Genomic DNA, 26,575 nt, shown 5'->3' on the forward strand with positions numbered 1-26,575 from the left:
AAATGAGGTTGATCTTTCTATGCTTTAAAATTAAATACTATTTTATATTTTAAGGATCAAAAGTAAGGGCTTTATTTAATCTAAATTACTTTGGGGTTTCAATAGAATCGTTATCAATAGGTTGAAATGCTTTGCTTGATAAAATAAGTGTGTATCCAAATCCTAACTAAGAACTCGAGTTCGATTAATTCTTCCTTATACTTCGTTCGGAATCACAAATTATACCATTAAAAAGCATAATTAATGGAGCTATTTTTTTTGCGCTTATAAAATTTGGTGTTAAATACTAAAAAGAGCTTTAATCGAATTTCTGAATGCCTATTTTTTCAATATCAATAGGAACAATTCCCATTTTAAAAGCTGGAGACTCTTTTTTTAACCTAAAATCGTTTGTTTCAACATTATAAAATTCAGGATTGGCATACACATTATGCTTTGCAAACTTACCGTTAAACTCTTTTTGCCAATCACTAGCACTTAATATTGATTTTTCACTTCTATAATTATAAATCCCCATTTCACTAAATATTAAATTATAATCACATTCGGCTAATTTGGTATTATTCCAAGTTCCAAAACTATAGATGTCCGCTTCACCTTTCATATAAATAATATTTCTTTTATAAACATGAGATTTAACTTCCTCGTTATATTGAGTCACATTTCTTATGGCGGCTCTATTTGATTTTTCACAAATAATATAATTGTTTATTATAGTATTGTGAATGCCTTTGGCAAGTATCGGATAAATCCAAGATCCTGAATTTATATTGTAAATAATATTATTTTCAACACGCACAAAATCGGTAGCATCATCTAAATAAATGGCCATAGTTCCGCCTTCAACAGCTCTGTTTGTAATATCATGCAGCTTATTATTATAGACAACGTTATCTTTTCCGCAGCCCCAAAAAGAAATAATGCCATTATCTTCAGAGTCTTTACTTACTTGGTAAATATCATTATATGCAATAAAATTTTCTCGTGAGTGAATAAAATCCCATTTATTATCTTTTGTAACAATCTCGCCTGTATTAATTTTTATAGGAGACTCATCACCAAATTTGTCTCCCCAACGGTGCCCTTTTACACAAATACCATAACGTGGCATATCATGTATGTCATTATTGGTTATTTTATTTTGTCCACTAGCCCAAACAAATATGCCCGCACCATGACCTACAAGTTCACCACAATGGTGCAAATGGTTATTGGTTATTATATTTTTTTTATTAAAATCGGCTTTCGAACCAAATTCGGCTCTATAACCAGATAATAAAACGGCATGGAAACCACAATTTTTAATTTCAGAATTTTTAATGATGTTGTTTTGAGCATTCCAAACCATACTTACACCATTATAACCTGCATTACTTACAACACAATTATCCAAACTACAGTTATTCACATTTTCAAAATAAATTAAGCCTTCTTTATTTGCGGGTTCGTTCCATCCATTCGTTCCGTGAGTTCCCTTTTTTGTTTCAGTAAAGAAAGCACCAAAACGTGATATGGTAAATTCTATACCGCTAAACTCTATATTTTTAACAGGTGCATTTTTACCTACAAGCCTAATTACTGATTGAACAAGCGGAATAATAATTTCGCTATCATTAATGTTTTCTGAAATGGGACGATAAAATAACTCCTTTTTTTCATTGTCATAATAAAATTCACCTGGCGCATCTAAAGCTTCTTTAATTCCGGTAAGATAATAACGTCTCGGACTTCTCTTGTTTATATCGGTAACATGTAAAGTATCACTAACACTAATGATACCTTTATTTTTATCAACTGCTGCTATTGGAACAAATGCAGAAAACCAATCGTTACCTGGCCATAAATAAATTCTACTTCGGTTATTAAAAGTGAAATTAGGGTTTATATCTTCTGGATTAACTGACAAATCGAGAGCATTATTTTTTACTTCTTTCTTAGTTCCTAAAAGATATCCTTTATTGGGATATCTCGCCTCAAAAGCTCTTTTTCCATTTTCATAAATATGAAAAAATGCATCATCATCAATATCAACTGTCGTTTTAAAAAGTCCGTCGCTTACTTTTCCCCAATTGCTTAACGGTTTACCTCCTATAATTACTGGTTTTTCGCCACGATAGGCTTTATATGTTATTTTAAACCCATCTTTAGCAGAATCTAATTCATCAAAAACAATAGGTTTATCCATATAATAGCGTCCGCCACGTATGTAAATAACTATATCTTTATCTTTTTTACTAAGCCCACGAACAGCCATTTTTGCTCTGTTAATGGTTGCAAATGGCATTTTTTTTGTACCAGGATTTGTATCACTTCCGTTGGTAGCTACAAAAAAATGCGTCGTTGAAAAAGCATAAGCTTCACTTGCAGTAAAGCACAAAAAAAACAAAATAAATAAAACAGCTTTTCTCATTTCTATGGTAAAGTTTTAATTTGATTATTACTCCTAATTTCTAAAATAAATTGTTTAGTAGAATTATTTTTTAGATGAGTAGCAGCTGTTTTAATATGAATAACCTTTTTAAAAAGTAAACAAGAATAGGAATAAGTTGGTAGTTGCTGTATGTCGCAATTAAAAAACGCTTCAATTGGGTCTGAATCCTTTTTGTTTGTGTTTTTGTTAATGGTTTAATGCTGTTTTATGAACGGCATTAGTTTAATGTTAACGCTAACTTAGGTTTGTATAGGGTTTAAGTTATTTGCTACGATATCTTGATTTTAAATATTCACTAAATCCGTGAGTATAAACTATAATTTGATCATTGAAATAACTATACTTGTTTGAAGATATCTTTTTAAGACTATATTGATTACTATCTAAATATTGGAATATCGTTGAGATAAATTTAGTATCCATTCTTTTTTTTATATAGTCTAGGTCAAGAATTTCTAATTTGATTTTTCTTTTTTTCGCAACCAATTCTTTAAAAAAGACTTGATTCTGAATTTTGATTAATTACGGAATTATCTTTGGAGTGATATGCATATTTTGATATTCTATCATTAATATTTCCGATTGTTTTTTTCAATGTTGCTTAAAAATTACTTCAATTGGACTCATAACTGAAAGACGTTTTGCAAGATTGCCCAACATTTGGTTTTCAATCAATTGGATGTATCCTTTACAAAACTCATCAACAATACAAAATATTTTAATAATTTTAGAATAGATCATTACAGATAGGTTTTTGTATTAGTAAACTGTAATTCAGTACTTTAATTTGTTAGGAATCTATCTTTCTTACTGCTTAAATATTATCTAGTATTAAACGAACTCAGGTTAATTGTACCATTAGTAAATGCTAGGTTAGGTTGTAATTCAAAATATTAGTTTATATAATATTGGAGGACAGAAAGTCTTAGAAATAAGTTCTAAAAATAACAGAAGTACAACGCTATATTTATCTAAGATTCAATGCAGAATTTGTATTTTAAAAGTGAGTGATAGTTCTAAAGTGATTAGCAATAAAGCAAGTTAAGATTTAAAAAACTTTAAGTATCAATAAAATTGATTCTATGGTTTTGTAGGATTTTGAATAGCTAGTTTTTCATAAAAACCAATAATTTATACTGAATGAGCAATGAGTTATACTTCCGAACTCATAAATATTTTACTTTCGTTTATAATTAGAATTTATCTTTTTTCAGATTAATAAATATATTAGCTTAAATGACATTTAGTAAAAAATATCAAACAAATTCAGTATCGAAAAAAAGTTTATTATCATGTTTTTTATTGATGTGTATCTTGCTAATATTTGTATCCTGCAAGTCCGAAGTAAAACAAACAGAACCTAAAGAAAAAGAAAAACCAAACGTAATCTTACTTGTTGTGGACGATCAAGGTTATGGTGACATCGCGGCATTAGGTAACAAAGAAATTAAAACGCCTAATATTGATGGTTTATATGATATTAGTGCACGTTTTACGCAATATCACGTGTCTCCAACTTGTGCACCAACAAGAGCTGCTTTAATGACGGGGCATCACTCCAATAGAGCTGGTGTTTGGCATACTGTAAATGGGCGTTCGTTAATTTTAGATAGAGAAACCACTATTGCTCAGGTTTTTAAAGATAACGGCTATGCTACTGGAATTTTCGGGAAATGGCATTTAGGAGATAATTACCCGTTTCGTCCGCAAGACAAAGGTTTTGAAGAAGTACTAGTTCACGGTGGTGGTGGTATCGAGCAAACCATGGATTATTGGGATAACGATTATTTCAATGATACTTACACGCACAATGGTAAATTAGAGAAGTTTGAAGGGTTTTGTACTGATATTTGGTTCGAAAATGCCAAAAAATACATGTCTGAAAATCAAAAGAATAATAAACCATTCTTCTGTTATTTATCTACCAACGCTGCGCATACGCCGTATTTTGTAGAAAATAAATATTCAGACCCTTATGAAAATAATGAGAATATACCAAACGCTGCCTTTTACGGGTTGATTTCTAACGTTGATGAAAATATCGGGAAGCTAGTAGAATACTTAAAAGCTATCGATTTAATGGATAATACCATTTTGATTTTCTCTACTGATAATGGAACTTCCGCAGGCGCGAAAATTGAAAAAGGAGGTGATCGTTTAGATGGTTTTATTGCTAAAGGTTACAACGCAGGTATGCGTGGTATTAAAGCGAGTATGTATGAAGGAGGACACCGTGTTCCTTTATTTATTCACTGGAAAGATGGTGGTATTACTACCGGAAAAGACATTAACGAACTTACAGCACATTATGATATAGCACCAACTTTGGTAGACTTATGTGGTTTAGAAGTTAAAGAAGATTTAAAATTCGACGGAAAAAGTTTAAAACCATTAATTGATGGTCATAATGAAGAGTTTATAGATCGTGCGGTTATAACCAATTCGCAACGTATTGAAATGCCAGAACCTTGGAGAAGAACAGCTTTTATGAAAGGTGATTGGAGACTTGTTAATGGTACTGAACTTTACGATTTAAGTAAAGATCCTGAGCAGCGTACTAATATTGCCGATCAATTTCCAGAAAAAGTAGCCGCTTTTAAAGATGAATATGATGCTTGGTGGAAAGAAATCTCGCCAAGTTATAGCGATCAACCTTATATTATTGTTGGTACACCAATGGATAATCCAACAATTTTACATGGTCACGATTGGCATACTAAAGCTGTGGCAAGTCCGTGGCACCAACGTCATATCAGACAAGGTTATATTGATAATGGTTATTGGTTAGTAAAGGTTGCTGAGAGTGGTAAATATAATTTAAAATTACGCCGCTGGCCAGTAGAAACCGGTTTGGCATTAAATGGAATAGCTCCAGTACGTCCAGCTTTAGAGGGCACAACAGTTAGAGAAAGTGTAAAAAGTAAAGCGTTAACTATTAAAAATGCTAGAATTAAAATTCAAGATGAAGAGCAGTCTGTTGCTGTAGACCCCAATGCGGAATTTGTTGAATTCACAGTAGATCTTAAAGCAGGAGAAACACAACTTCAAACTTGGTTTACTTTAGATAACAAAAAAGAACTGGGATCCTATTATGTTGTTGTAGAAAAAATATAAATTTTACCTTAGACGTTTTATTATATCATTTATAAATTGACTTTAAAAAAGTATCAGGAAAGGTTGGCTTTAAAGTCAGCCTTTCAGTAATAAAATACAATATAATAAGGTAGTTAATTAAGTTGCATGCATCTTATCTATTATTTGTATACAGAAATAATCTAAGTAATTAATAGTATTAATTGAAGTATGAAAAATATATCAAAAGTTACATTAAGTCTTGTTTTTTTAATGTTTTGTGGCCTTTATAGTTATGCGCAAAAAAACAAACCAAACATTGTTATTATTTACACCGACGATCAGGGGTATGGCGATGTCAGTGCTTTAAATCCAGAAGCAAAATTTGAAACGCCAAATATGGATAGATTGGTAAATGAAGGAGTAACATTTACAGACGGACACAGTAGTGATGCCGTTTGTACACCTTCAAGATACAGTTTGTTAACAGGGCGTTATAGTTGGAGAACAAGACTTAAAGAGAATGTGGTGCATGCAGACGGACCATGTTTAATAGAGAAAGATAGAATGACTATAGCTTCATTGCTTAGAGAGCAAGGTTATAGTACGGCAATGATTGGTAAGTGGCATCTTCAAATGGAGTTTGTAGGCGATTCAAAGAAAGGTGGTCGGGATTGGTCTAAACCGTTTACAGATGGCCCAATAGAAAAAGGTTTCGATTATTTCTTCGGGATTGCAGCATCTATGAATTATGGCATATTAACCTTTTTAGAAAACGACCACGTTGTAGAGGCTCCTACGCTTTATACAAAAAAGAAAATGGACGTTACGCCACGTACGTATAGAATGACGCCGCCATATCAAGAAGAAAGAGAAAGAGGTTATGTAGAGGTAGCTCCTTCATTTAACGATGAGTTGGTGTTAGAAACCTTAGCTAATAAAGCAGTAGAGTATATAGGTACGGCAGCAAAAGAAACTAAAGAAGGGAAACCTTTCTTTTTGTACTTACCATTAACAAGTCCGCATTTACCGCATGCTACCCATCCCGATTTTCAAGGAAAAAGCAATTGTGGGAACTATGGCGATTTTATGCAAGAAACAGATTATCGTGTTGGGCAAGTATTGGATGCATTAAAAGCAAATGGATTAGAAGAAAATACTTTGGTTATTTTTTCATCAGATAATGGCGCAGAATCTAATTACGCATATCAAAGAGATACCTACGAGCATTATAGCTGTATGAATTTTAAAGGTGGAAAACGTGATATTTATGAAGGCGGACACCGTGTACCTTTTTTAATGCGTTGGCCTAATGTTATCGAAGCAGGAGGTACGGTTGATGGGCCAGTTGGTCAAACCGATTATTTCGCGACTATTGCAGATATTGTAGGGGCTGAAATTCCCGATAATGCAGGGGAAGATAGTTATAGTTTATACCCACAGATGAAAAATATTCAGGCTAAACAAGTTGAGCGAAATCTTATTAATCATTCTTTTTTCGGGAATTTTGCTATTCGCGAAGGGAAATGGAAATTAAACATGCTTAGAGGTTCTGGTGGTTCTTTAAAACCTGTTAATATAGAGCCTAAACCAGGCGAAGCGTTGTACGAACTTTATGATCTTGACAAGGATCCAGGTGAAACAACTAATCTATATTTTGAACATCCAGAGGTTGTAAACAAATTAAAAGAGAAAATCACAAATATTATTCAAAACGGAAGATCTACAGATGGTAAACCGCAATCTTTTGTTAAAGAAAATTGGAAGCAATTAACGTGGATGACTTTAAACTAAGTACTCTTTTTAGAATTCGAAACACTCAGTTTGCTAATTTACAGCAATAGGTTTTATTATTTTATTTGCGCCAAATTATGTTTTTTTCGAAAGTCAATTTGTAACAATAGAATTTTTTATTAAACCAGAATGAGAATGAAAACTAGAGTTTTAACAATTTTTATTTTTGTTTGTTCTTTAATAGCGCAAGCAAAAGAGTATCACGTAGCAAAAACGGGAAATGATTTTAACGTAGGAAGTAAATCTGCTCCTTTTAAAACCATTTCTAAAGCGGCCAAAATAGCACTGCCTGGAGATGTTATTACCGTACACGAAGGGATTTATCGAGAGCGGGTAAGTCCGTTTAATAGTGGTGTTAATAATATAAATCGAATTGTTTACCAAGCAGCAGAAAATGAAGAGGTTTGGATTAAAGGTTCCGAAGAAATAAAAACATGGAAAAAGGATAAAGGGACTGTATGGAAAGTCGTTTTAAACAATGCGATGTTTGGAGAATTTAATCCCTATCAAGAAATTTTAAAAGGCGATTGGCTAACAAAAACCTACGGACGCAATCATCATTTAGGTGAAGTTTATATAAACGGTAAAGCACTTTATGAAATTGATAGTTTATCAAAAGTATTTCAAGACAAATCATTAGAGCGTGCAGCAGATATTGAAGGTTCTAAAAACAAATGGTATTGCGAAAGTAATGAAGAAAGAACAACGATATATGCGAACTTTAATGGGTTAAACCCGAATAAAGAATTAGCCGAAATTAATGTGCGCCCAACCGTGTTTTTTCCAAAGAGAACAGGCATAAACTACATTACCGTTCGAGGTTTTAAAATGAGCCAAGCTGCTACACAATGGGCACCACCAACAGCAGAGCAAGGTGGTTTAATTGGACCTAATTGGAGTAAAGGTTGGATTATAGAAGATAATATCATTTCCGATTCAAAATGTGCAGGTATTGTAATTGGAAAAGAAAGAGCTTCTGGTCAAAATCAATGGATGGCGAGTAAGAGAAAGCACGGTACACAACGCGAGCGCGAAGTGGTGTTTAAAGCTTTGCAATTAGGCTGGTCTAAGGACATGATTGGTTCGCACATTATTAGAAATAACGTTATTAAGGATTGCGAACAAGGCGGAATCATTGGCCATATGGGCTGTGTGTTTAGCGAAATTAGCAACAATGAAATTTATAATATTAATGTAAAAAAGCAATTTGACGGCTGGGAAATAGGAGGTATTAAACTTCACGCTGCCATTGATGTGGTTATTAAGAATAACTTTATTCATGATAATTACAGAGGGATTTGGCTAGATTGGCAAGCGCAAGGTGCTCAAGTTACAGGAAATATTTTTTGGAATAATAATGCCAGCGAAGATTTATTTGTAGAAGTAAATCATGGACCAATGATTATAGATAATAATGTGTTGTTGTCAGGATTATCATTATTAAACGCTTCTCAAGGCACTGCATTTGTAAATAATTTAATGGCTGGAAAAGTACAGACTCGTTCGGCAAGCAACCGGTTTACGCATTATCATTTCCCACATTCTACACAAGTTATGGGGATGATGACGTTAATACTTGGGGACGATCGTTTTTATAATAACATTTTTGCTTGTAACACAGAGACTTTAGATAAAGGACAGTTTACGGGTTTAGATGCCTATTCTAATTTTCCAACTCATGAGAATCAAGAAAAATACTCGGGGAATTTGAATAAGATTAACAGTCAGAAATTTCCAATGTCCATCGATGCTAATTTGTATTTAAACAAAGCGTTACCATCAAATATTGAAACTAATGCGATTGAAAATAGAACTTTAAATCCAGAAATTAGTCTTTCGGAAGAAACGGATGGTTACTATCTAAATATTACCGTAGATGAAAGTTTTCAGAATGTAAAAACTAAAATGGTCAATACCGAATTATTGGGAATGGCATTTCAATCCGAAGCACCCTTTGAAAATAAAGATGGTTCTCCAATAACTTTAAATGAAGATTTTTTCGGAAACCAAAGAGATACGGAGTCGCTTATGGTGGGCCCTTTTCAAAACTTTAAAATGGGTGTCAATAAAATTAAAGTGTGGTCTAAATAGTGGGTTAATTATGGAAAGGAAAGTATTTGTTAAGCTTTTAGGAGCCGGTGTTTTAGGAATGGGATTAGTGCCTAGTGCATTTGCTGTTGATGTTTTTAAAAGAACGAATCATAAAATTTGTGAAATCACTTGGAAAAAATTGTGCGGTAAAATGGCTAGTGTTTATGAAACGGATGCTTTTGAATATGTGAAACCCACAAAAAGGAAACCAAATGTATTAATCTATGGCGATTCTATTTCCATTGGGTATTCATCTATGGTAAGAAAAACTTTAGACGGTAAAGCGACCGTAATTCGGTTATTTAAAAACGGAGGATCTAGTCGCGATTTTATACCTAATATGGATAAATTGCAGGATACAATGTTTCAGCCTCATTTAGAAAATGGTTGGGATTTTAAATGGGATGTTATTCATTTTAATGTTGGGCTACACGATTTAAAATATCTTAAAGGCAAGAATTTAAATAAAAAGGGAAAGCAAGTTTCTTCTATTATTGAATACAAAACCAATTTAGATAAAATTTGTAAATATTTAAAAACGGAATTCCCAAAAGCTAAGTTAATTTTTGCCACAACAACACCTGTTCCAGAAAATGCAAAAGGACGTTTTGTAGGCGATAGTATCAAATTCAACCAAGCAGCCATAGCCGTTTTGGAGAATCACTCAGATATTGTTATTAATGATATTTACGCATTTACCAAACCTAATTTAAAAACTTGGGGTAAAGAACCAGGAAATGTACATTATAGTGCATTAGGAAGTGATAAACAAGGAGCGGAAGTGTCAGGAATTATAGCCAAATATTTGTAGTAAATACAGCTAAATAAAAATAATATTTAAATGAATAAAAGCTTAACGTTTTTAATAGTCTTGTGTTTTTCGGTATATTCCATTTCAGCACAGAAGAAATCGTTTTCATATACCCAAGTCAATATTGAGCAGGAAGTGAATACTATCATGCAAGATAAATGGGGAGATGAATTTAAACATGTAGAATATCCAAAGCAATGGTTGGATAATGTAGTTAAAGTAAAACCTGGAGCATCTATCCAGGCTGCTATAGATAAAATAAGCGCTGCCGGAGGAGGTATTGTGTTTTTGAAAAAAGGAACTCATATTTTATCAGAAACACTAACGTTAAAAGGGAAGGTAACTTTAGTTGGTGCAGGACGAAAAAAGACGATTATTCTACAAGGTTCAAATATTGTAAATGCGGCTTTTAATATTGAAGCCGAACCACAAGTAACCGATTTAGTTATAAAAGATTTAACCTTAAAAGGAACGGGTGAAGGAAAAATTAACGGGATATTAATTAGGGGTAGAAATGAAAGTAGACACAACCGTGTTATGCTTCAAAATATAGATGTTATTCATTGGTCTGCTCAGGGTGTACACATGAAACGGACCAACAATATCATTATGGATAATTGTAATTTTCAATTCAATGGTTCTGCTGGAGGTTTGTATCACAATGTCTATTTTTTGTATAATAAATATATTTTGCAATCGGATTGCGATATGTCTTTCCCTGTAAAAGGTAAAGGAAATAAATATACATCTTGCGAGTATGTTTTGGCTCAAAGATGCACAATAAAAGACACGAAAACCAATGGTATTCAAGCCGATCACGATGAGGCAGGCTATATATTTTTTCATAAATATCATGTTTCGGATTGTGCTCGAGTAGCTTTATGGTTTCCTTGCGAAAATTATTATGATAAATACCATTACACCGAAAACTCCAAATATGCACCACAAAAAGTAATTCTAAATCGTTGCGAAATTGTAAATAATACTTGGGGCGCTATGTGGCGCGCGGTGAACGATTCCTATGTTATAAATAGTGTTTTTGATAATAAAAAAGTTGATATGGGCTTACTGAAATGCGATGTCATTATGGAAAATAGCAGCTTTAAAAAGGGCAATGAAATTTATACAGATGTGAAGCAATGGCCTAAAGATGTTCGGATTTTATGGTAAATAGGATGATAACAAATTTTAAAAGTAAACTTGGAATAGATATGATTAAAATGAAAAATTTCGTTTTAGTACTTTTTGTATTGTTGGTAAATTTGAAAGGGTTTTCAAATAATGCTGAAGGTAAAATAACGAAAGACATTCAAACAGAAGCTGCAAAAGCAAACGAAACCATTCAGTATCATTTTCAATTTAAAAACACGTTGAAAAATACTGAGACCTTTTATTTAAGTGTCGATAGACCACGAGAATTAGTTTGTGAAAACAGTTTGAATACTTCTGAAATAACGTTGAAATCGGGAGAACTATTTAACGGGACACTTTCTGTACTTGTTAGCAATAGAATGCCTGAAGGTGGTCACGAATCTAGTTTTATTGTTATAAAAGATAAAGAAGGGCATATTCTTCAGAAGAAAGAATTTATTACCGTGCGCACGCTGCCACATCCTTTTTTATTAGTCACTAACTCTGTTTTTGATGAAGCCAAACAAAAAATAAAAGATTACGATTGGGCAAAACAAAATTTAGATAAAATGCTATTGGAACTGGATGATTTTGAGTTTCCAGCTCGTAAAACAATTACCAAACCACGTCCAACAAAAGTATGGTCGAGTTTAGCTTATAGATCGTCCGATGGTGAAGAAGCTTTTAAATTAGGTTTAGCGTGGCGTTTAACTCAAGATAAACCATATAAACAAAAACTAATAGAATTTATAAAGGAAGTTTGCGATAACGAAAAAGGTTATTTATCTGTTGGGGCCGCTACAACGGGTGTTCAAGTACACGAAGGGAATTTCTTTTTATTCTTAGCGGCTGCTTGCGATATTGTTTTTAATGAACCCGAACTAACAGCTAAAGATCGTGAAAATATAGAAAATACCTTTCGTTTTTATTTAAAACAAAATAGCTCACACATGGAATCCCTTGGTATCATGAATCACCAAGCCAGTGCTAATGCAGGAGCCATTGTGGTGGCGTTGTTTTTGCAAGATATACCAGAACTAGACTATTTAACAAATGCGGAAGGTGGTATGGCAGACCAGATAGGTAAAGGTGTTATGGCAGATGGTTGGTGGTTTGAAGGTACTGCAAATTATTGCTATTTAGTAACCCAGCGTTACAGTTTAGTGGCTCAGGCTTTTGAGAATTATGGATTAGATTTATATCACAGACGTTTTCCAGTAAAGTTTAAAAGTGCAGATTTCGAAAATTTAAAAGCAGGTTTTACAGGAATGAAATTTGATAATTGGGGCCCTCCTGGAAAAAATACCCGAGGTTTAGAGGATATGGTTACCCCATATATCCCAATGATGGACGAAAACGCCTATGTAGTTTCTAGTAACGATTCTAATTTAAAAGAACCGAATGAGTTTTATGAATTTGCATATCGCGCTTATAAAAAACCGGAATTAGCATGGGTTATTAATAAAACAAAAAGGGAGTCTTGGGTATCATTAATGTATGGATTGCCTAATTTACCAGAGGTTAAAGACCCAAGAACGGAATCTGATTTTATGCCAAATGTAGGCTTGGTGGCTTTACGTTCTCAACCGGAAAATAAATCCCCGGAAAATCAAATTCAAGCGTATTTAAAATACGGGACTCATGGCGGTTGGCATGGTCATTTTGATAGAGCTAGTTTGGTTGCTTTGGATAGAAACGGGCATAAGTATTTTGGAACCGAAATGGCTTGGTACGGCTACGGGAAAGCAGGCTATAAAGAAAGTGTTCAAACATCAGCAACTCACAATATGGTTATTGTAGATGAACTGCAACAAGAAGCCGTTCCGTCCAAACAACTTCTGTTTTTTAAAGGTGAAATAATGCAGGCTTCTGCCGTGGAAACTCATGCTCGTTGGAGAGAAATTCCAAGGTTTAATCTTGAGAAATTTCCACCATGGAATGATAAGGATTTCGATGCGGATTTTAATCCCATTCAGCAACGACGATTATCCATAGTAACTAATGATTATGTGGTGATTGCAGATTATATGAAATCGGATAAAAAGCATAATTACGATTGGTTAATTCATCCTGTTGGTTTAACACATTTGGAAGGGGTGAAAAAAAGTGGGCCAGCTTTAGAGCAATTATCTCAAAATGAAGATTCACCTTATAAATATTTTAAAGACGCACAGTGGTATAAAGCCAATAACGGTGTGAAAATGAAATTTGATGAAGACGGAAATAAGTTAGATATTTACAGCTTATGGCCTAAAAAAGGAAAGGTTTTGGTTAGTAGCTATCCTAATGGTGGGAAACAGCGTGATGTTAGAAACAATCCAAACCGTAAAACTTATGGGTTAAGAATTAATGATAAAGAAGTTGTGTTTCTAAATGTATTAGTACCTTATCAGGGTGAAAATCAAATTAAAAAAATAGAAAGTAAATCGGATACAGAACTTACTGTTTTTATGAAAGATGGTAAAAAACAGCATATCAGAATAGAGAACTTTAAAGCATCAGGTTTCAAAATAACCATGGAAGCATATCAAGATAATTCAATAATAAAAACAGAAACAGCTCATTCAAAATCATTTAATTAAATTATGAAAAAAATAATAAGTTTATTTTCAATAGTATGTCTTGCCACTATTGTATTAGTAAGTTGTAAAGATAAAACTGCAAAAAACACCGCAGAAGTAAAAGAAAAAAGACGTCCAAATTTTCTGTTCGTTTTAGTTGATGATCAATCACCGTTCGATTTACAAACCTACGATCCGAATTCAATTTTACAAACACCAACCATTAGTAAATTAGCAAGTGAAGGTGTTGTTGTAGACCAAGCTAGAAATATGGGATCTATGAATGGTGCTGTATGTACACCATCTAGACACATGATTATGTCTGGACGTACCGTTTGGCATTTACCGCCAAGTGCAGAGTTTCAAAAACAAACAGATCCTGTTGCTATTGATGAGCAAACTATTGGTGCTGTTTTTAATCGTGCAGGTTATAAAACCATGCGTACTTGTAAAAAAGGAAATTCTTATCCTGGTGCAAATAGACAATTTACAGAAGTTCACGATGCTACTAAGCGTGGCGGAACAGAAGAAAGTGGTAGTGCATGGCATGCAAAACAAGTTTTAACTTATTTAGGTGACCGAGAAGTTAATAAAGATGAAGATCCATTTTTTATCTATTTCGGATTTTCTCATCCTCATGATACTAGAAATGGAACTCCAGAATTGTTAGCAAAATATGGCGCAACAAATCATAAAGACCCAAATTCACTTCCGGCTGCAAATGATAAGCAACCAGAACTTCAAGATAATTATTTATTGGCACATCCATTTTTTCATGGACATCCAGGACTTAGGGATGAAGAACGTGTAAGCGGTGTTTGGAAAAATAGAGATGAGCAAACAATACGTAATGAACTAGGTAGAGAATATGCGTGTTCTGAAAATATAGATAATCAGTTAGAAAAAGTATTAAGCAAGCTTGAAGCTATGGGAGAGCTTGATAATACATATATTATTTATACTGCCGATCACGGGATGGCTATTGGTCGTCACGGTTTACAAGGGAAACAAAACCTTTACGAGCATACTTGGAAAGTACCATTTATAGTTAAAGGGCCTGGGATTCCTGCAGGGAAACGCGTTAAAGGGAATATGTATCTGTTAGATGTGTTACCAACATTATGTGATTTAGCAGATATTGAGGTGCCAGAAACTGTTGAAGGGAAAAGTGTTGTACCTGTATTAAAAGGAGAAAAAGAGGTGATTAGAGATGTGATGTATGGGGTTTATGCAGGAGGAACAAAACCTGGTATGCGCTCTGTGAAAAAAGGAGATTGGAAACTTATAAAGTATGATGTTATGGATGGCGCAGTGAGAGAAACTCAGCTTTTCAATTTAGCAGAAAACCCTAATGAGTATTTACCAGAACATCATAAAACGGGTGAAATGGAAACTGATTTAGCGGAGAACCCAAAATATGCTGAAAAATTAGCAGAAATGGAAGCTTTACTTCTAGAACAAATGATTGAAAACGATGATCCTTATCGTTTATGGAATCAGCCACAGATTAATTAAATACTATAAAATAGTATCATTTTTAAAAGCCTTGTACTCCATTTAGAGTATGAGGCTTTTTTTTGAGGTTTTAAAAAATTAATAATTTTATTGTTAATTTTTTTGAAATAAAGTGATTTTTATTCAAAACGGATGATAATTTACAGGTTAATGGTCATGGTTTACAGATTTAGTTTTTATGAAAGTGTAATTTTACTACAAACTAATAAAACTAAATAATGAGAAAAACACACACTTTAAAGAAAACATTTATAATGGCATTTATGTGTTTGTTTACTTCAGCTATTTGGGCAACCGATGAAACCGTGCCACTTAGTGGTAACATAAATAACTAGATGCTATGAAAATTGCTTTATTATCTTTTATTACTATTTTAATTACAGTTTGTGGTTTTGCGCAAAGAATTACTGTCGAAGATGCTGAATTTGATGACTTTTATTATAAGGCAGAAAACAAACCTGTTATAAAAGGGGAAGTTTTAAATCTTACAGAAGAAGAAATTAAAAACACTAAACTAGAATACTCCTTAGTTACTCCATTTGCTCAAAATGAATCTCAAATTAAGAAACATGGTACTCTTAATGCTGACGGTAGCTTTGAATTAGAAATTGATAATTCGTTTCCTTATCAGCAAATTTGGTTGCATGTTGGAAAACTGTTTTATGCAGGTGTTTATGCAAATTCCGATTTGCTCATAACCCTCGATGCCGACAGTTTAAGAACAAAGCGCGCTTACATGAATGGTCCTGGTGTTACATATTCAGGAACGGATGGAGCAGTGAATACGGTACTAAATAATCATGTGCTTTTTAAACATAAAAAAAAGTTGTCCATAGGGACAGCGATTTCAACTGTTAGAAGAAATAGAAATCTTGATTACGATACTTATCTATCAAAAACAGACAGTCTTTATGCTATACTTCACAAGATTGACGATCAATTTATAGAGAAGAATCCATCATCTTACGATTGGATGATCAAGAATGAAAGAATGTCTGATTATTATGGAATAATATGTCTTAAGCACAGGAGTTCTTCAACACCAAAAATGGACGAAAAGCTGTTCGATAAAATTAAAAATCATAAACCGTATTTGGTATCCAATGACGCATCAAGCTATTATAATTACTTTTTTGACTATATAGAAAGACGAGCAGGAAAATATGATAGACTTGATCTATATGATTTTAAAAATAACTCAAAACTTACCGAATCGGCAAGAATGGATGTGTTGGAGTATTATCAATTAAAAAATGAAGAAAAGGCAAAGGCAAAAGCATTTCAGCCTTTTGATCGGACAAGAACCCGAGAGCTTACCAAAAGTTTGGAGGCAGCATTGAATGATACTATAGTGGCTTTTAGAACTCAAAAAACCATAAAATTTATTGATAGCCTATTCAACGACAGTAAAGCCGACTTGTTAAAACTCAAACTATCTAGTAAAGATATAAATGAGCAGCGAATAATTTTTGAAACTACATTAAAAACAGTGAATACTGAATGGTGTAGAGAAAAATTAGAGGCAGGTTATGTTGAAAGCTTGGCTAAGTTGAAGACGATAGAGAATATTTTAAAAGAAGAAAAACCTTTTGAATCTGATAATAATATTGGAAAACCTATAGCGGAAATGCCATTTGGGGCAAAACTATATAAAGTAGATTCTGGTAATGGCCAAGCGCTTTTATCAAATATAAAATCGGCGTTTAAAGGGAAGGCGCTTATTTTAGATTTTTGGGCAACTTGGTGTGCACCTTGCTTATCAGATATGCCATATAGTAAAAAATTGCATGATGAATTTAAAGATGATTCTGTTGAGTTTGTTTATTTATGCACGTCAAGTGGTTCTAGTATGAAGAAATGGCAAGCTAAAATTGCTGAATTTGAAATTGGAGGCACACATATATTTGTGGAATCTAGTATTGAAAGTGATTTAATGGGGTTGTTTTCTTTTAGTGGTTTTCCAAGCTATGCCTTTATTGATGCTCATGGAGATTATAAACCTGGAGCAATAAAAAGAATGTCGCATCTAGATAAAGAGGTCGTTAAAAAAATGATAAGTAAGAAAAAGAAGTAAACCCCCATGTTTTACAATGTATTAAGAACTATTTAAGTGTTTTAAATCAAAGAATGTAATTCTTTTTTACTTAAAAAGATAAATAACTATCCAAAATATGCTACAAAAATCGCAGAGATGGAAGCTTTATAATTAGAGTAAATGATCGCCAATGATGATCCGTATCGTTTATGGAATCAACTACAGATTAATTAATATAAAATATTATCTTTTTTTAAAGTCTTGTACTCCATTAAGAGTACGAGGCTTTTTTTTTGAGGTTTTAAAAAATTAATAGTTTTATTGTTAATTTTTTGAAAAAATGTGATTTTTATTCAAAATGAATGATAATTTAAAGGGTAATCATCATAGTTTACAGATTTAGTTTTTATGAAATTGTAATATTACAATAACTAAAGAAACTAAAACAATGAGAAAAAACTACACTTTAAAAAAAACATTCATAATGGTGTTTTTATGCCTTTTTACTTCTGCTATTTGGGCAACCGATGAAACCGTACCACTTGGTGGTAACATTCAAACAGCTATAAATAATGTGGCTTCTAGTGGAGGAGGTATAGTAACTATAGCCACAGGGATTCACATTATAACCACCCCCATAAGAATGAAAAGTAATGTTACTCTGCAGGGCGAAGGGAATTGGGCTACGACTATTAAAACAAATACCGATATACAAGTTATTACAGCCGATGCTGAAGGGTTAGTTAATCTTGTTATTCAAAATATTAAAATTGAAGGCATTAATAGTGTGAGTGGTGGTGGTATACAAATAACATCACAAGGGGTCGATCACGATAATATTAAAATTTTGAATGTGCATTGTACTAAAACAGGTTGGGGCGTACATATTAAAGGCTGTAAAAATTTACTAATAAAAGATTGTTTGTTTGATGAAAATGGAGCAGTTAGTAAAGAAGGGTTTGCTCATAATTTATATTTAAGACGTGTTTATGATGCTGAAGTAAGAGATAGTAAATTTTTAAATTCTATTTCTGCAAATGGTATTAATATCTCGTATAGTGAAAGAGTGAAAGTCTATAATTGCGAAATGTCTGGTAATTATTTTAGAGGGATTCGAGCAGCTGTTACCGATGGGTATTTAGTGCACGATTGTATTGTTAAAAATAATGGAGATCGAGGCATTTATGCCAATTCAGAGTCGGGTCAAACAGCAACGATTAATATTGATATTAGACGAAATTGTGTTTCAGGAAATACCCTAGAAGGTATCAAAGCCATTAGTGGTGTAACGGGAGTAACTCAGGATAATAATTCTTATGGAAATGGTACAGATTATAGCTTCCCAAGTTCGGTAACTCAATTTGGGAATGTGTCTGACGCTAGTAGTAATTGCACATACAGTACATCTCCAACGGTTGGTCTTTCTGCAATAACAGTAGATGGTACGGTTGCTTTAAATTGGGGTGTAAATAATATTGATGCCGTTCGCCAAGATGTGTTTAGGGATACCGACTCCGATCCTAGTGGTCGACAATTAATAGCCGGTAATGTTAACGGTGCGGACTATGTTGATAGCTCTATTGTTACAGGAACCGCCTATTACTATTGGGTAAAGGTATCTGATGGTAGTGTGAGTTATAATTCAAATGTAGCAAGTCCAGAACCAGAAGCTTTAGCTCCAGCCGTAATTCTCACAGCCGAACCAGGAAATGGATTTGTTACCTTAAACTGGGAGTTGCAAGGTATTGATTTAGGTGATAGTGGTATACAAGGTGTGTTTAGAAAAGTAACGTTGGACGACGGTGGGCGTAGTTTATTAAAAAACAGAATAAGTGGTTCAACCTATACCGATAATTCAGCAGAAAATGGTGTAAGCTATTTGTATTACCTTAAAGTTACAGATAAGGATGGCGTAGATCATAATTCTGAGGCTATCGAAGCAACACCTAGCTTAAGTTTATCTGTAGATGGTTTTTCAGAAAAGCAAAGTAAAATAAAGATTTACCCTAACCCAACTTCAAACTATTTTACAATTTCGAATGCTTTAGATGCTAAAGTTGAGGTTTATAATTTAATAGGAAAAAAAGTGCTTTCAGAAATTGTTTTTTCAGATAAACAAACCATAGATATTTCTTCTTTACCTACTCAAGTTTATATCGTTAAAATTAATAATGAAAGTCAATCTTCAAGTTTAAAATTAGTGAAAAAGTAATCGCTAATTAAAAAACCAAATAACTAAAATAACTAAACTAATGAAAAAAAAATACACTTTAAAAAAGCCAATATTAATAACGCTTTTACTATGTTTTTTTGGATTTGCTATGCAAGCACAATTTGTACATCCTGGAATTACACACAAAAAATCTGATTTAGACCGTATGAAGTATATGGTTGAAGCTCAAATAGATCCTTGGTATGCATCGTATCAAGATATGGTAGCTGATTCTAAATCTAGTTACGATTATGTTGCGCAAGGTGATGAAAGCTTTACTGAACTTGGCAGAGATTCAGGTGTTAATGAAGGTGCTTGGAATAGTGATATTAGAGCAGCTTATTACAATGCTGTTAGATGGTACATTACTGGAGATTCTAGGCATGCCGAAAAAGCGATTGAAATATTTAAGGCTTGGTCTAATTTAACATCGGTTACTAGTGGAGGTACAGATGCTTTAAGTGGTGGTATTGGTTATATAATGATTGAAGCTGCAGAAATTATTAAAAGCACCTATCCTGGTTGGGCAGCTGCCGATTTACAAGCTTTTCAAGATATGTTGGTATATCCAGGGTATTCTTCTACGGTAGAACCAACAGGAAATGTTACTTTTTATTGGATGGCTTTTCAAGGTGATCCTGTACGTCATGGAAATCAAGGCTTATCGGGTTGGCGTACGGTTATGGCTATGGGTATCTTTTTAGATAATGAAAAAATGTACGACCGTGCCTATCGATATATAACGGGAGAGTTGGATCTTCATTTAAGTGATATAGCCTATCCAGCAGGTCCTAACACCAGTACATCTATAAAAACCTCAAATGATTATTATGAGGATTGGAACATAAGTAGAGGGTATACAATTCCTAATTATGGTTATAATGAGGTTATGACTAATTATATTTGGGAAAATGGACAATGTCAAGAAAGCTCAAGAGACCAACAACATACAGCTTTCGGAATAGGTTTATTGACTTCTATGGCAGAAATGGCATGGAATCAAGGTGATGATTTATATAGCCATGAAAACGATAGGTTGCTCCTGGGGCTAGAATATAATATGCGATATAATGTTTCTGCAATTCAAGATTATCCAGACCAACTAACACCATGGGAGCCCACAGTAGCCTCAGATGAGTTTATTCAACAATTTGAAAGAACAGGACGGTGGTATTCAAAAACCATAAGTCCAGTTGGTATTGGTGAATTTGCAGGAGTTAGAGAAGTGTTCGAAATGCCCGTAGCACATTATATAGGTAGAGGTTTTAAAACAGAAGCAGAAGCAAAATGGACATTGCGTGCACGCGATAAAGCTATTGATTTAAATGGTTACGAAAAGGCAGGATGGACTAACGATGCAATTGGTTGGGGAGGACTTACAGCACGCAGGCCAGTGTATTGTTATGGCGATCCTATTTCTGGTTTCGATGGAAATGGGTTACCTGTTTACGATATGAATTTTGCTGAAACAACCATAGAAGCTGAACATTTTGATTATGATCCTTTACAGAATGGAGAAGGTCGTGTGTATCATGATGTAAGTGTATTAAATACGGGTAATGCTTATAGAACTTTTGATGGTGTAGATATTGATACGAATACAAGTGGTGGATACTATATTTCTTCAATAGAATCTGGCGAATGGCTTACATATACTATTTCGGTTCCAGAAAAAGCTATTTATAAAATAGATGTTAATTATGCAGCCTCTCAAGCCGGAGCAACCATGAAATTTAGTTTTGGAGGCGAAGAGAAAACAGGTGATTTAGTTGTGCCTTTTGGATCACCAAACTCAACGAGTGCTACCGATTGGAAAACGGTAACCATTGCCGAAGATATTATTTTGGAGCAAGGTGTTCAAAGTTTTAAAATACAATTTAACGGAACCTCGAATGCTTTTAATTTAGATAATTTTTCAATAGCTAAAACGGGTATTGCACCAAGCGATCAAAACATTCAGTTTTTTACAATTTCAGATAAAGTTGTAGGAGCAGCAGATTTCGATCCAGAAGCTATTGCAAGCTCAGGCTTAGCTGTAACTTATAGCAGTTCAAACACGGCAGTGGCTACCATTGTAGATGGTAAAGTACATATTGTTGGTGTTGGTACAGCAACTATAACCGCTAACCAAGCAGGCGATGCTACAAATAATGCAGCGCCTAGTGTATCTCAAGATGTGCGTGTGGTTGCTGCTGTTGAAGGGACTATGACTTTAAACGTATTAGCAGATACATACGTAAGAGATGGCGGTTATGCTAATAATAATTATGGTTCCGATGATAATTTAATAACCGTTGCAACTGGGCGTTATGGCTATTTAAAGTTCGATTTAAGCTCGGTTCCTGGTACAATAATATCTGCCAAACTAAGAATATATCAAAGAACAACTCATAAGTTTTTACGCTGTATTTATGATGTTGCCGATGATAGTTGGGAGGAAGGTGTAATTACTTGGAATAACAAGCCATCGTTTGAAAATGAACGCGCACGTATTACAACTAGTTCAGCTTGGAATGAATGGGATATTTCTTCATATACAGCTCAAGAATACAATAATGATAAATTAATTACAGTAGTTGTTAAAGACCCAATAGATCCTGCGGCTAGTGCTAAAGGTATTGATTTCCGCTCTAAAGATTTTGACTCAGGTAGTGTTGCGCCAGAATTGGTTATTGAATATGCTAGTACTACCCTTGGTGTTGATGATGAAGATATAGTTATAGGGATGTATCCAAACCCTGTATCAAATACACTTAATCTTTCATTAGGCTCAGCGAACTTAAATTTAAATGAAACTAGTATTAAGGTTTTTGCTTTAAGTGGTCAGAAAGTTATGGAAACCAAAGTAGATTCAAAAAATATTAAACTAGATGTATCTAAATTAAATAGCGGTATTTACATGCTTATGATTTCCGACACATCGAAAAATATTACAAGGAAAATAGTGAAGTTATAAATTCAACTAAAAAACTAAATATTGAAAAAAAAACTACAAGTAACTAAAATAGTAGCTATATGCATGGCTTTTATAAGTGTGCATATAGCAACGTATGGACAAACTGTAAATTCAATGGCAGAACTAATGCCTTATCTGGATGATGATGGTGTTACTGTTGTAATGACACCAGGAACCTATTCCATTACAGCAGAAGATATTGATAATGGTTTATACGGAACCGTAAACCCTTTATTTGCAGATACGACTATATTACTGGATTTTATAGGTTCAAATAGTACATACGATTTTACAGGAGTAAAATTAAATATTGATACGGTAGTTTTTACAAAATTTGGAAGCAACCACGTAAATGAAATACAGGTAAGAGGATCTAATGTACTTATTAAAAATCTTACTATGGAAGATATTGGGTGGACTAAACCTAATAAAACAGCTTTAGGAATAGGGGTAGACGGTATTGGAAATACCTTAGAAGGTATTCATCTTACAGTAAGAGGGTCTTTCCCGTACGGTTATGGCGATATGTTTGGAAAAGGATCTGGGTCGGTAATTGGACATAATAAACATGCTGCCATTTTAGTCCGTGGAGAGAATAACACAGTTAAAGATTGTACCATTATGCATTATGCGTATGGTCACGGTATTTTTGTGCAAGGCGGTATTAATACCACAGTTGAAGGTTGTTACTTGGAAGGAGAACTACGAACTACCGATGATGTTTTGGCAGAAGCAGGAACAGGGTCTCCAGCCGATTTAGTGGATTTTGTTACCGTTTATAACGCCGATAGTGCTAATGGTATTCCTGGTTATAAAGTGCCAGCAGGTTGGATGTTTAGTAAACAAGAGGATGGTATTAGAGCATACAATACGGGACCCCATTGGTTAACTGGAGAAACAACTAATACCTCTAATATGAGTGTTATTGATTGTACCGTTAAAAGATTTAGATCTGGTGTTGTAATAGGTTTTGCAAACAATACTAAATATGTGGAAAACTGTACAACCATTGAGTGCGAAACACAATACAGCATGGGTAGAGATGCCACAGTAATAAATTCAAGAGGTGATACTAAATACGGTCCTTTATATGTAGATGAGTATGACAATAGTAATTCTCAAAATAATACAATGAATTTTACGGTTCTTAATAATAATGGTGCTTATGGCAATGATATGTTAGCATTTATTGGAGGTAATGATCATGATATTACTTTTAGAAATACTGTGCCTTTTGATGATACCCAAATGGATATTGTGCTATCGGGCGTTCGTAGAGGACTAAGATTTAGTTCGGGCAGTGAAGCAAGTTTTTCTTCATCTGGTGTGGAAATTCATAACAATACAAACAACCCAATAATTAGCGGAAATCAAAGTTCTAATAATATTATTGAATCTTGCGGGATTGTAAAAGATACGGGAACAAATAACACCATTAATCCAATAACTTGTGATGCAGGCCAAACAACAACTAATGTGTCCGTAACTTGGGTGTCAATTGCTCCATATAGTTTAGAACTTAATGTTGAAGAAACACAACAATTAACAACCGTTGTATATCCTATAAATGCAACCAATACGAATGTCTCTTATGTTATTGACGATCCTTCTATAGCATCAATAGATGCTAACGGAACAGTTACAGCTCTTAAATTAGGATCTACATTTGTTAATGTTATTTCAGAAGATGGAAATCTAATTGATACCAGTTATATAAACGTTAGTTATTCTACTGCAAACAATTTAGCGTTAGCTACAAATGGAGGTGTCGCAACACAATCAACTACTGCTTATGATGGGGTGGCAAGCAGAGCTAATGACGGAGATATAAATGGTAATTATGGTGATGAATCTGTATCACATACTGCCCATGGGCTCGATGGATCTAACACACTTAAATGGTGGCAGGTAGATTTAGGTGTCAACAAAACAATATGGGATATTATAATATATAATAGAACAGGTGGTACTTATGGAGACGCCCTAAATAATTTTACTGTTGAAGTAATAAATGATAATAACGTTGTGGTATTTACGAAAATTTTCATATCACCTCCAAGTCCAACACTTATTATAAACGCAGGAAATGTTGTGGGGAAATTTGTTAAAATTTCAAAAACCTCTGATGATGGACTTCAGCTTGCTGAAGTTGAAGTGTTCGGAACAAGCACATTAAGTGTTGAAGATAATATAGTAAGTACTATTAAAATATATCCAAATCCAGTAAAAGATTCATTCAGTATTGCTGACAGTGCAGATGCTGTTATGGAAATTTACAGCATGCTTGGTAAGTTATTAATGTCTCAAACCATTAAGAGTAATCAACACGTAGTAGATGTAAGTGCTTTAACAAGTGGGTTTTATATTGTTAAAATAAAAAAAGATAACATGGTTTTTACTAAAAAAGTTATAAAAGAATAGTGTTTTAAAAGTAAGAAAAGAACTTCTTTTAACAATAAATACGCTTGTTTTGATTATAAAGGAGCGTTATTTTATAGGGTTAAGGTTATAGTTTATAGATTTTTTATGTTTTTTTTAACATATTGGCAGTACTAAATTTAACTAATCTAAAATTTTATTTATTATGAAAAAAACATTACTATTATTTACAGTTTTTTTAACAATCACATTGGTAAATGCTCAAGGCTCAGCATCAGGAGCTGACGGTGAAAGTTTTACAGTAGGAAACTATACATTTACAATTACGAGTGCAGCTAATGATGAAGCAGAAGTTTCAGGGAGTACAGATACTGCATTAAATGTACCTGGCATTGCTGTAGATGCATTTGATGCTGTTACTTACACTATAACCGCTGTTGGAAGTGGAGCATTTAAACAGAATACGGCTATTACTTCGGTGATACTACCTGCTTCAGTAAAAGAGCTGAAACTAGATGCGTTTATAAGTGCAACTAGTCTTACCTCAATAAACTTAGAAAATGTGCAGATATTTAATAAAAATTGTTTAAGACTTACGGGGTTAATTACTTTGGGAGACTTGAGTAGTGCCGTTGTTCTTGGAGATAATGGTCTTGGTCGTGCGAATATAATGGATATAGAGTTAGCCTTGCCTGCCTTAGAGACTCTTGATCGTTATGCATTTGTTAAAGCTAATGGTGCTCAGAATAATCTTCAAGTAATTAGATTTGGCGCTTCATTGCAAACTATAGGTGACAATCCTATTTTTTATGGTCTTGGAGCTTTAGTTTCACTTGAATTTGCGTCAGCAACACCAGTAACAATTACCGATTCAGCAAATTTTGTAGCTGGTGGAATGTCAATTGCGAATGTAACTTTATATGTACCATCTGGTGCTACTCAAGATTATATTGATGCAGGCTGGGTAGGGTTTAAAAATATTGTAGAGGGCAGTGCTCCAACATTAAGCACAAACAACCTAGAACAAGAATTAGGTTTAAGTTTATACCCAAACCCAACAAATGGTGTTGTTAATGTTAAAAATAGCAGCAATACAAATGTAGCTATTACGGTTTATGATTTAAACGGTAGAGCATTGTTAAATAAGAAAGTAACAAATACAACGTCAGAAATAAATATAACTAATTTAGCATCTGGTGTCTATTTATTTAAAGTAAAATCTGAAAATGGAGAGTTTGTAAAGCGTATCTTAAAGCAATAAGTTTATAATTATTTAAAATAAAAAAGCTGTTTCAATTTAGTAGTTGAAATAGCTTTTTGTTTTAACTTATTTTTCAGAATCAAGAAGCGTTTTTAACAAATAATGTTATAAGTATGTATTGAAATCGAGTATCACAATGTGTTTATTCTTTCCGATACATCGAAAAATATTATTAAAAAAATAGTGAAGTTGTAATTCGTATTAACTAACCAATTTATTCACTATTTAAAGTGAGAAGTTCTATCAAATTTATTTGGTGGAATTTTTTTTTATGTAAGATTTTTTTACTGTTTTAAGAGGTTTAAACTTCTATAAAGCAATAATTT

General features: G+C 33.5%; 13 protein-coding genes. 12 read left to right on the top strand and 1 reads right to left on the bottom strand.

Annotated elements, in window-relative coordinates; translation table 11 throughout:
* Positions 1–298: 298 nt before the first annotated feature.
* Positions 299–2,410: a right-handed parallel beta-helix repeat-containing protein gene (locus GQR97_RS11710; RefSeq protein WP_158848561.1), complete on the bottom strand. Its 2,112-nt coding sequence runs from the start codon at positions 2,408–2,410 to the stop codon at positions 299–301.
* 1,257 nt (positions 2,411–3,667) lie between these two features.
* Between GQR97_RS11710 and GQR97_RS11715 the strand changes: the two genes are divergently transcribed.
* From GQR97_RS11715 to GQR97_RS11770, 12 genes are all read left to right on the top strand, one after another.
* The gene (locus GQR97_RS11715; RefSeq protein WP_199269849.1) at positions 3,668–5,545 is read left to right on the top strand and encodes an arylsulfatase; all 1,878 of its coding nucleotides are present in this window, start codon (positions 3,668–3,670) and stop codon (positions 5,543–5,545) included.
* 189 nt (positions 5,546–5,734) lie between these two features.
* Entirely contained in the window at positions 5,735–7,297 is a 1,563-nt protein-coding gene (locus tag GQR97_RS11720; RefSeq protein WP_158848563.1) for a sulfatase-like hydrolase/transferase, read from the top strand.
* Positions 7,298–7,432: 135 nt separating this feature from the next.
* The gene (locus tag GQR97_RS11725) at positions 7,433–9,388 is read left to right on the top strand and encodes a right-handed parallel beta-helix repeat-containing protein (RefSeq protein ID WP_158848565.1); all 1,956 of its coding nucleotides are present in this window, start codon (positions 7,433–7,435) and stop codon (positions 9,386–9,388) included.
* Between the two features lie 10 nt (positions 9,389–9,398).
* Complete coding sequence (locus GQR97_RS11730) at positions 9,399–10,199, top strand: SGNH/GDSL hydrolase family protein (protein WP_158848567.1); 801 nt, start codon at positions 9,399–9,401, stop codon at positions 10,197–10,199.
* A 30-nt stretch (positions 10,200–10,229) separates the two neighbouring features.
* Positions 10,230–11,369 (top strand): glycosyl hydrolase family 28-related protein, encoded by a 1,140-nt coding sequence (locus tag GQR97_RS11735; protein WP_158848569.1) that lies wholly within the window; start codon positions 10,230–10,232, stop codon positions 11,367–11,369.
* Positions 11,370–11,419: 50 nt separating this feature from the next.
* Positions 11,420–13,912, top strand: a complete 2,493-nt coding sequence (locus tag GQR97_RS11740) for an alginate lyase family protein (protein WP_158848577.1) — start codon at positions 11,420–11,422, stop codon at positions 13,910–13,912.
* Between the two features lie 3 nt (positions 13,913–13,915).
* Positions 13,916–15,406, top strand: a complete 1,491-nt coding sequence (locus GQR97_RS11745; protein ID WP_158848579.1) for a sulfatase-like hydrolase/transferase — start codon at positions 13,916–13,918, stop codon at positions 15,404–15,406.
* A 340-nt stretch (positions 15,407–15,746) separates the two neighbouring features.
* Positions 15,747–17,480 carry a TlpA family protein disulfide reductase gene (locus GQR97_RS11750; protein ID WP_158848582.1) on the top strand — a complete coding sequence of 578 codons (1,734 nt, stop codon included), beginning with the start codon at positions 15,747–15,749 and terminating at the stop codon, positions 17,478–17,480.
* Positions 17,481–17,889: 409 nt separating this feature from the next.
* Positions 17,890–19,653 (top strand): T9SS type A sorting domain-containing protein, encoded by a 1,764-nt coding sequence (locus tag GQR97_RS11755; RefSeq protein WP_158848584.1) that lies wholly within the window; start codon positions 17,890–17,892, stop codon positions 19,651–19,653.
* Positions 19,654–19,693: 40 nt separating this feature from the next.
* Entirely contained in the window at positions 19,694–22,609 is a 2,916-nt protein-coding gene (locus tag GQR97_RS11760) for a DNRLRE domain-containing protein (RefSeq protein ID WP_158848586.1), read from the top strand.
* A 21-nt stretch (positions 22,610–22,630) separates the two neighbouring features.
* On the top strand, positions 22,631–25,030 hold the full coding sequence (locus GQR97_RS11765; RefSeq protein WP_158848588.1) for a T9SS type A sorting domain-containing protein: 2,400 nt from the start codon (positions 22,631–22,633) through the stop codon (positions 25,028–25,030).
* A 163-nt stretch (positions 25,031–25,193) separates the two neighbouring features.
* Positions 25,194–26,249, top strand: coding sequence for a T9SS type A sorting domain-containing protein (locus GQR97_RS11770; RefSeq protein ID WP_158848590.1), 1,056 nt, complete (start codon positions 25,194–25,196; stop codon positions 26,247–26,249).
* Positions 26,250–26,575: the final 326 nt, after the last annotated feature.

Source organism: Algibacter sp. L1A34, assembly GCF_009796805.1.
Classification (GTDB): domain Bacteria; phylum Bacteroidota; class Bacteroidia; order Flavobacteriales; family Flavobacteriaceae; genus Algibacter.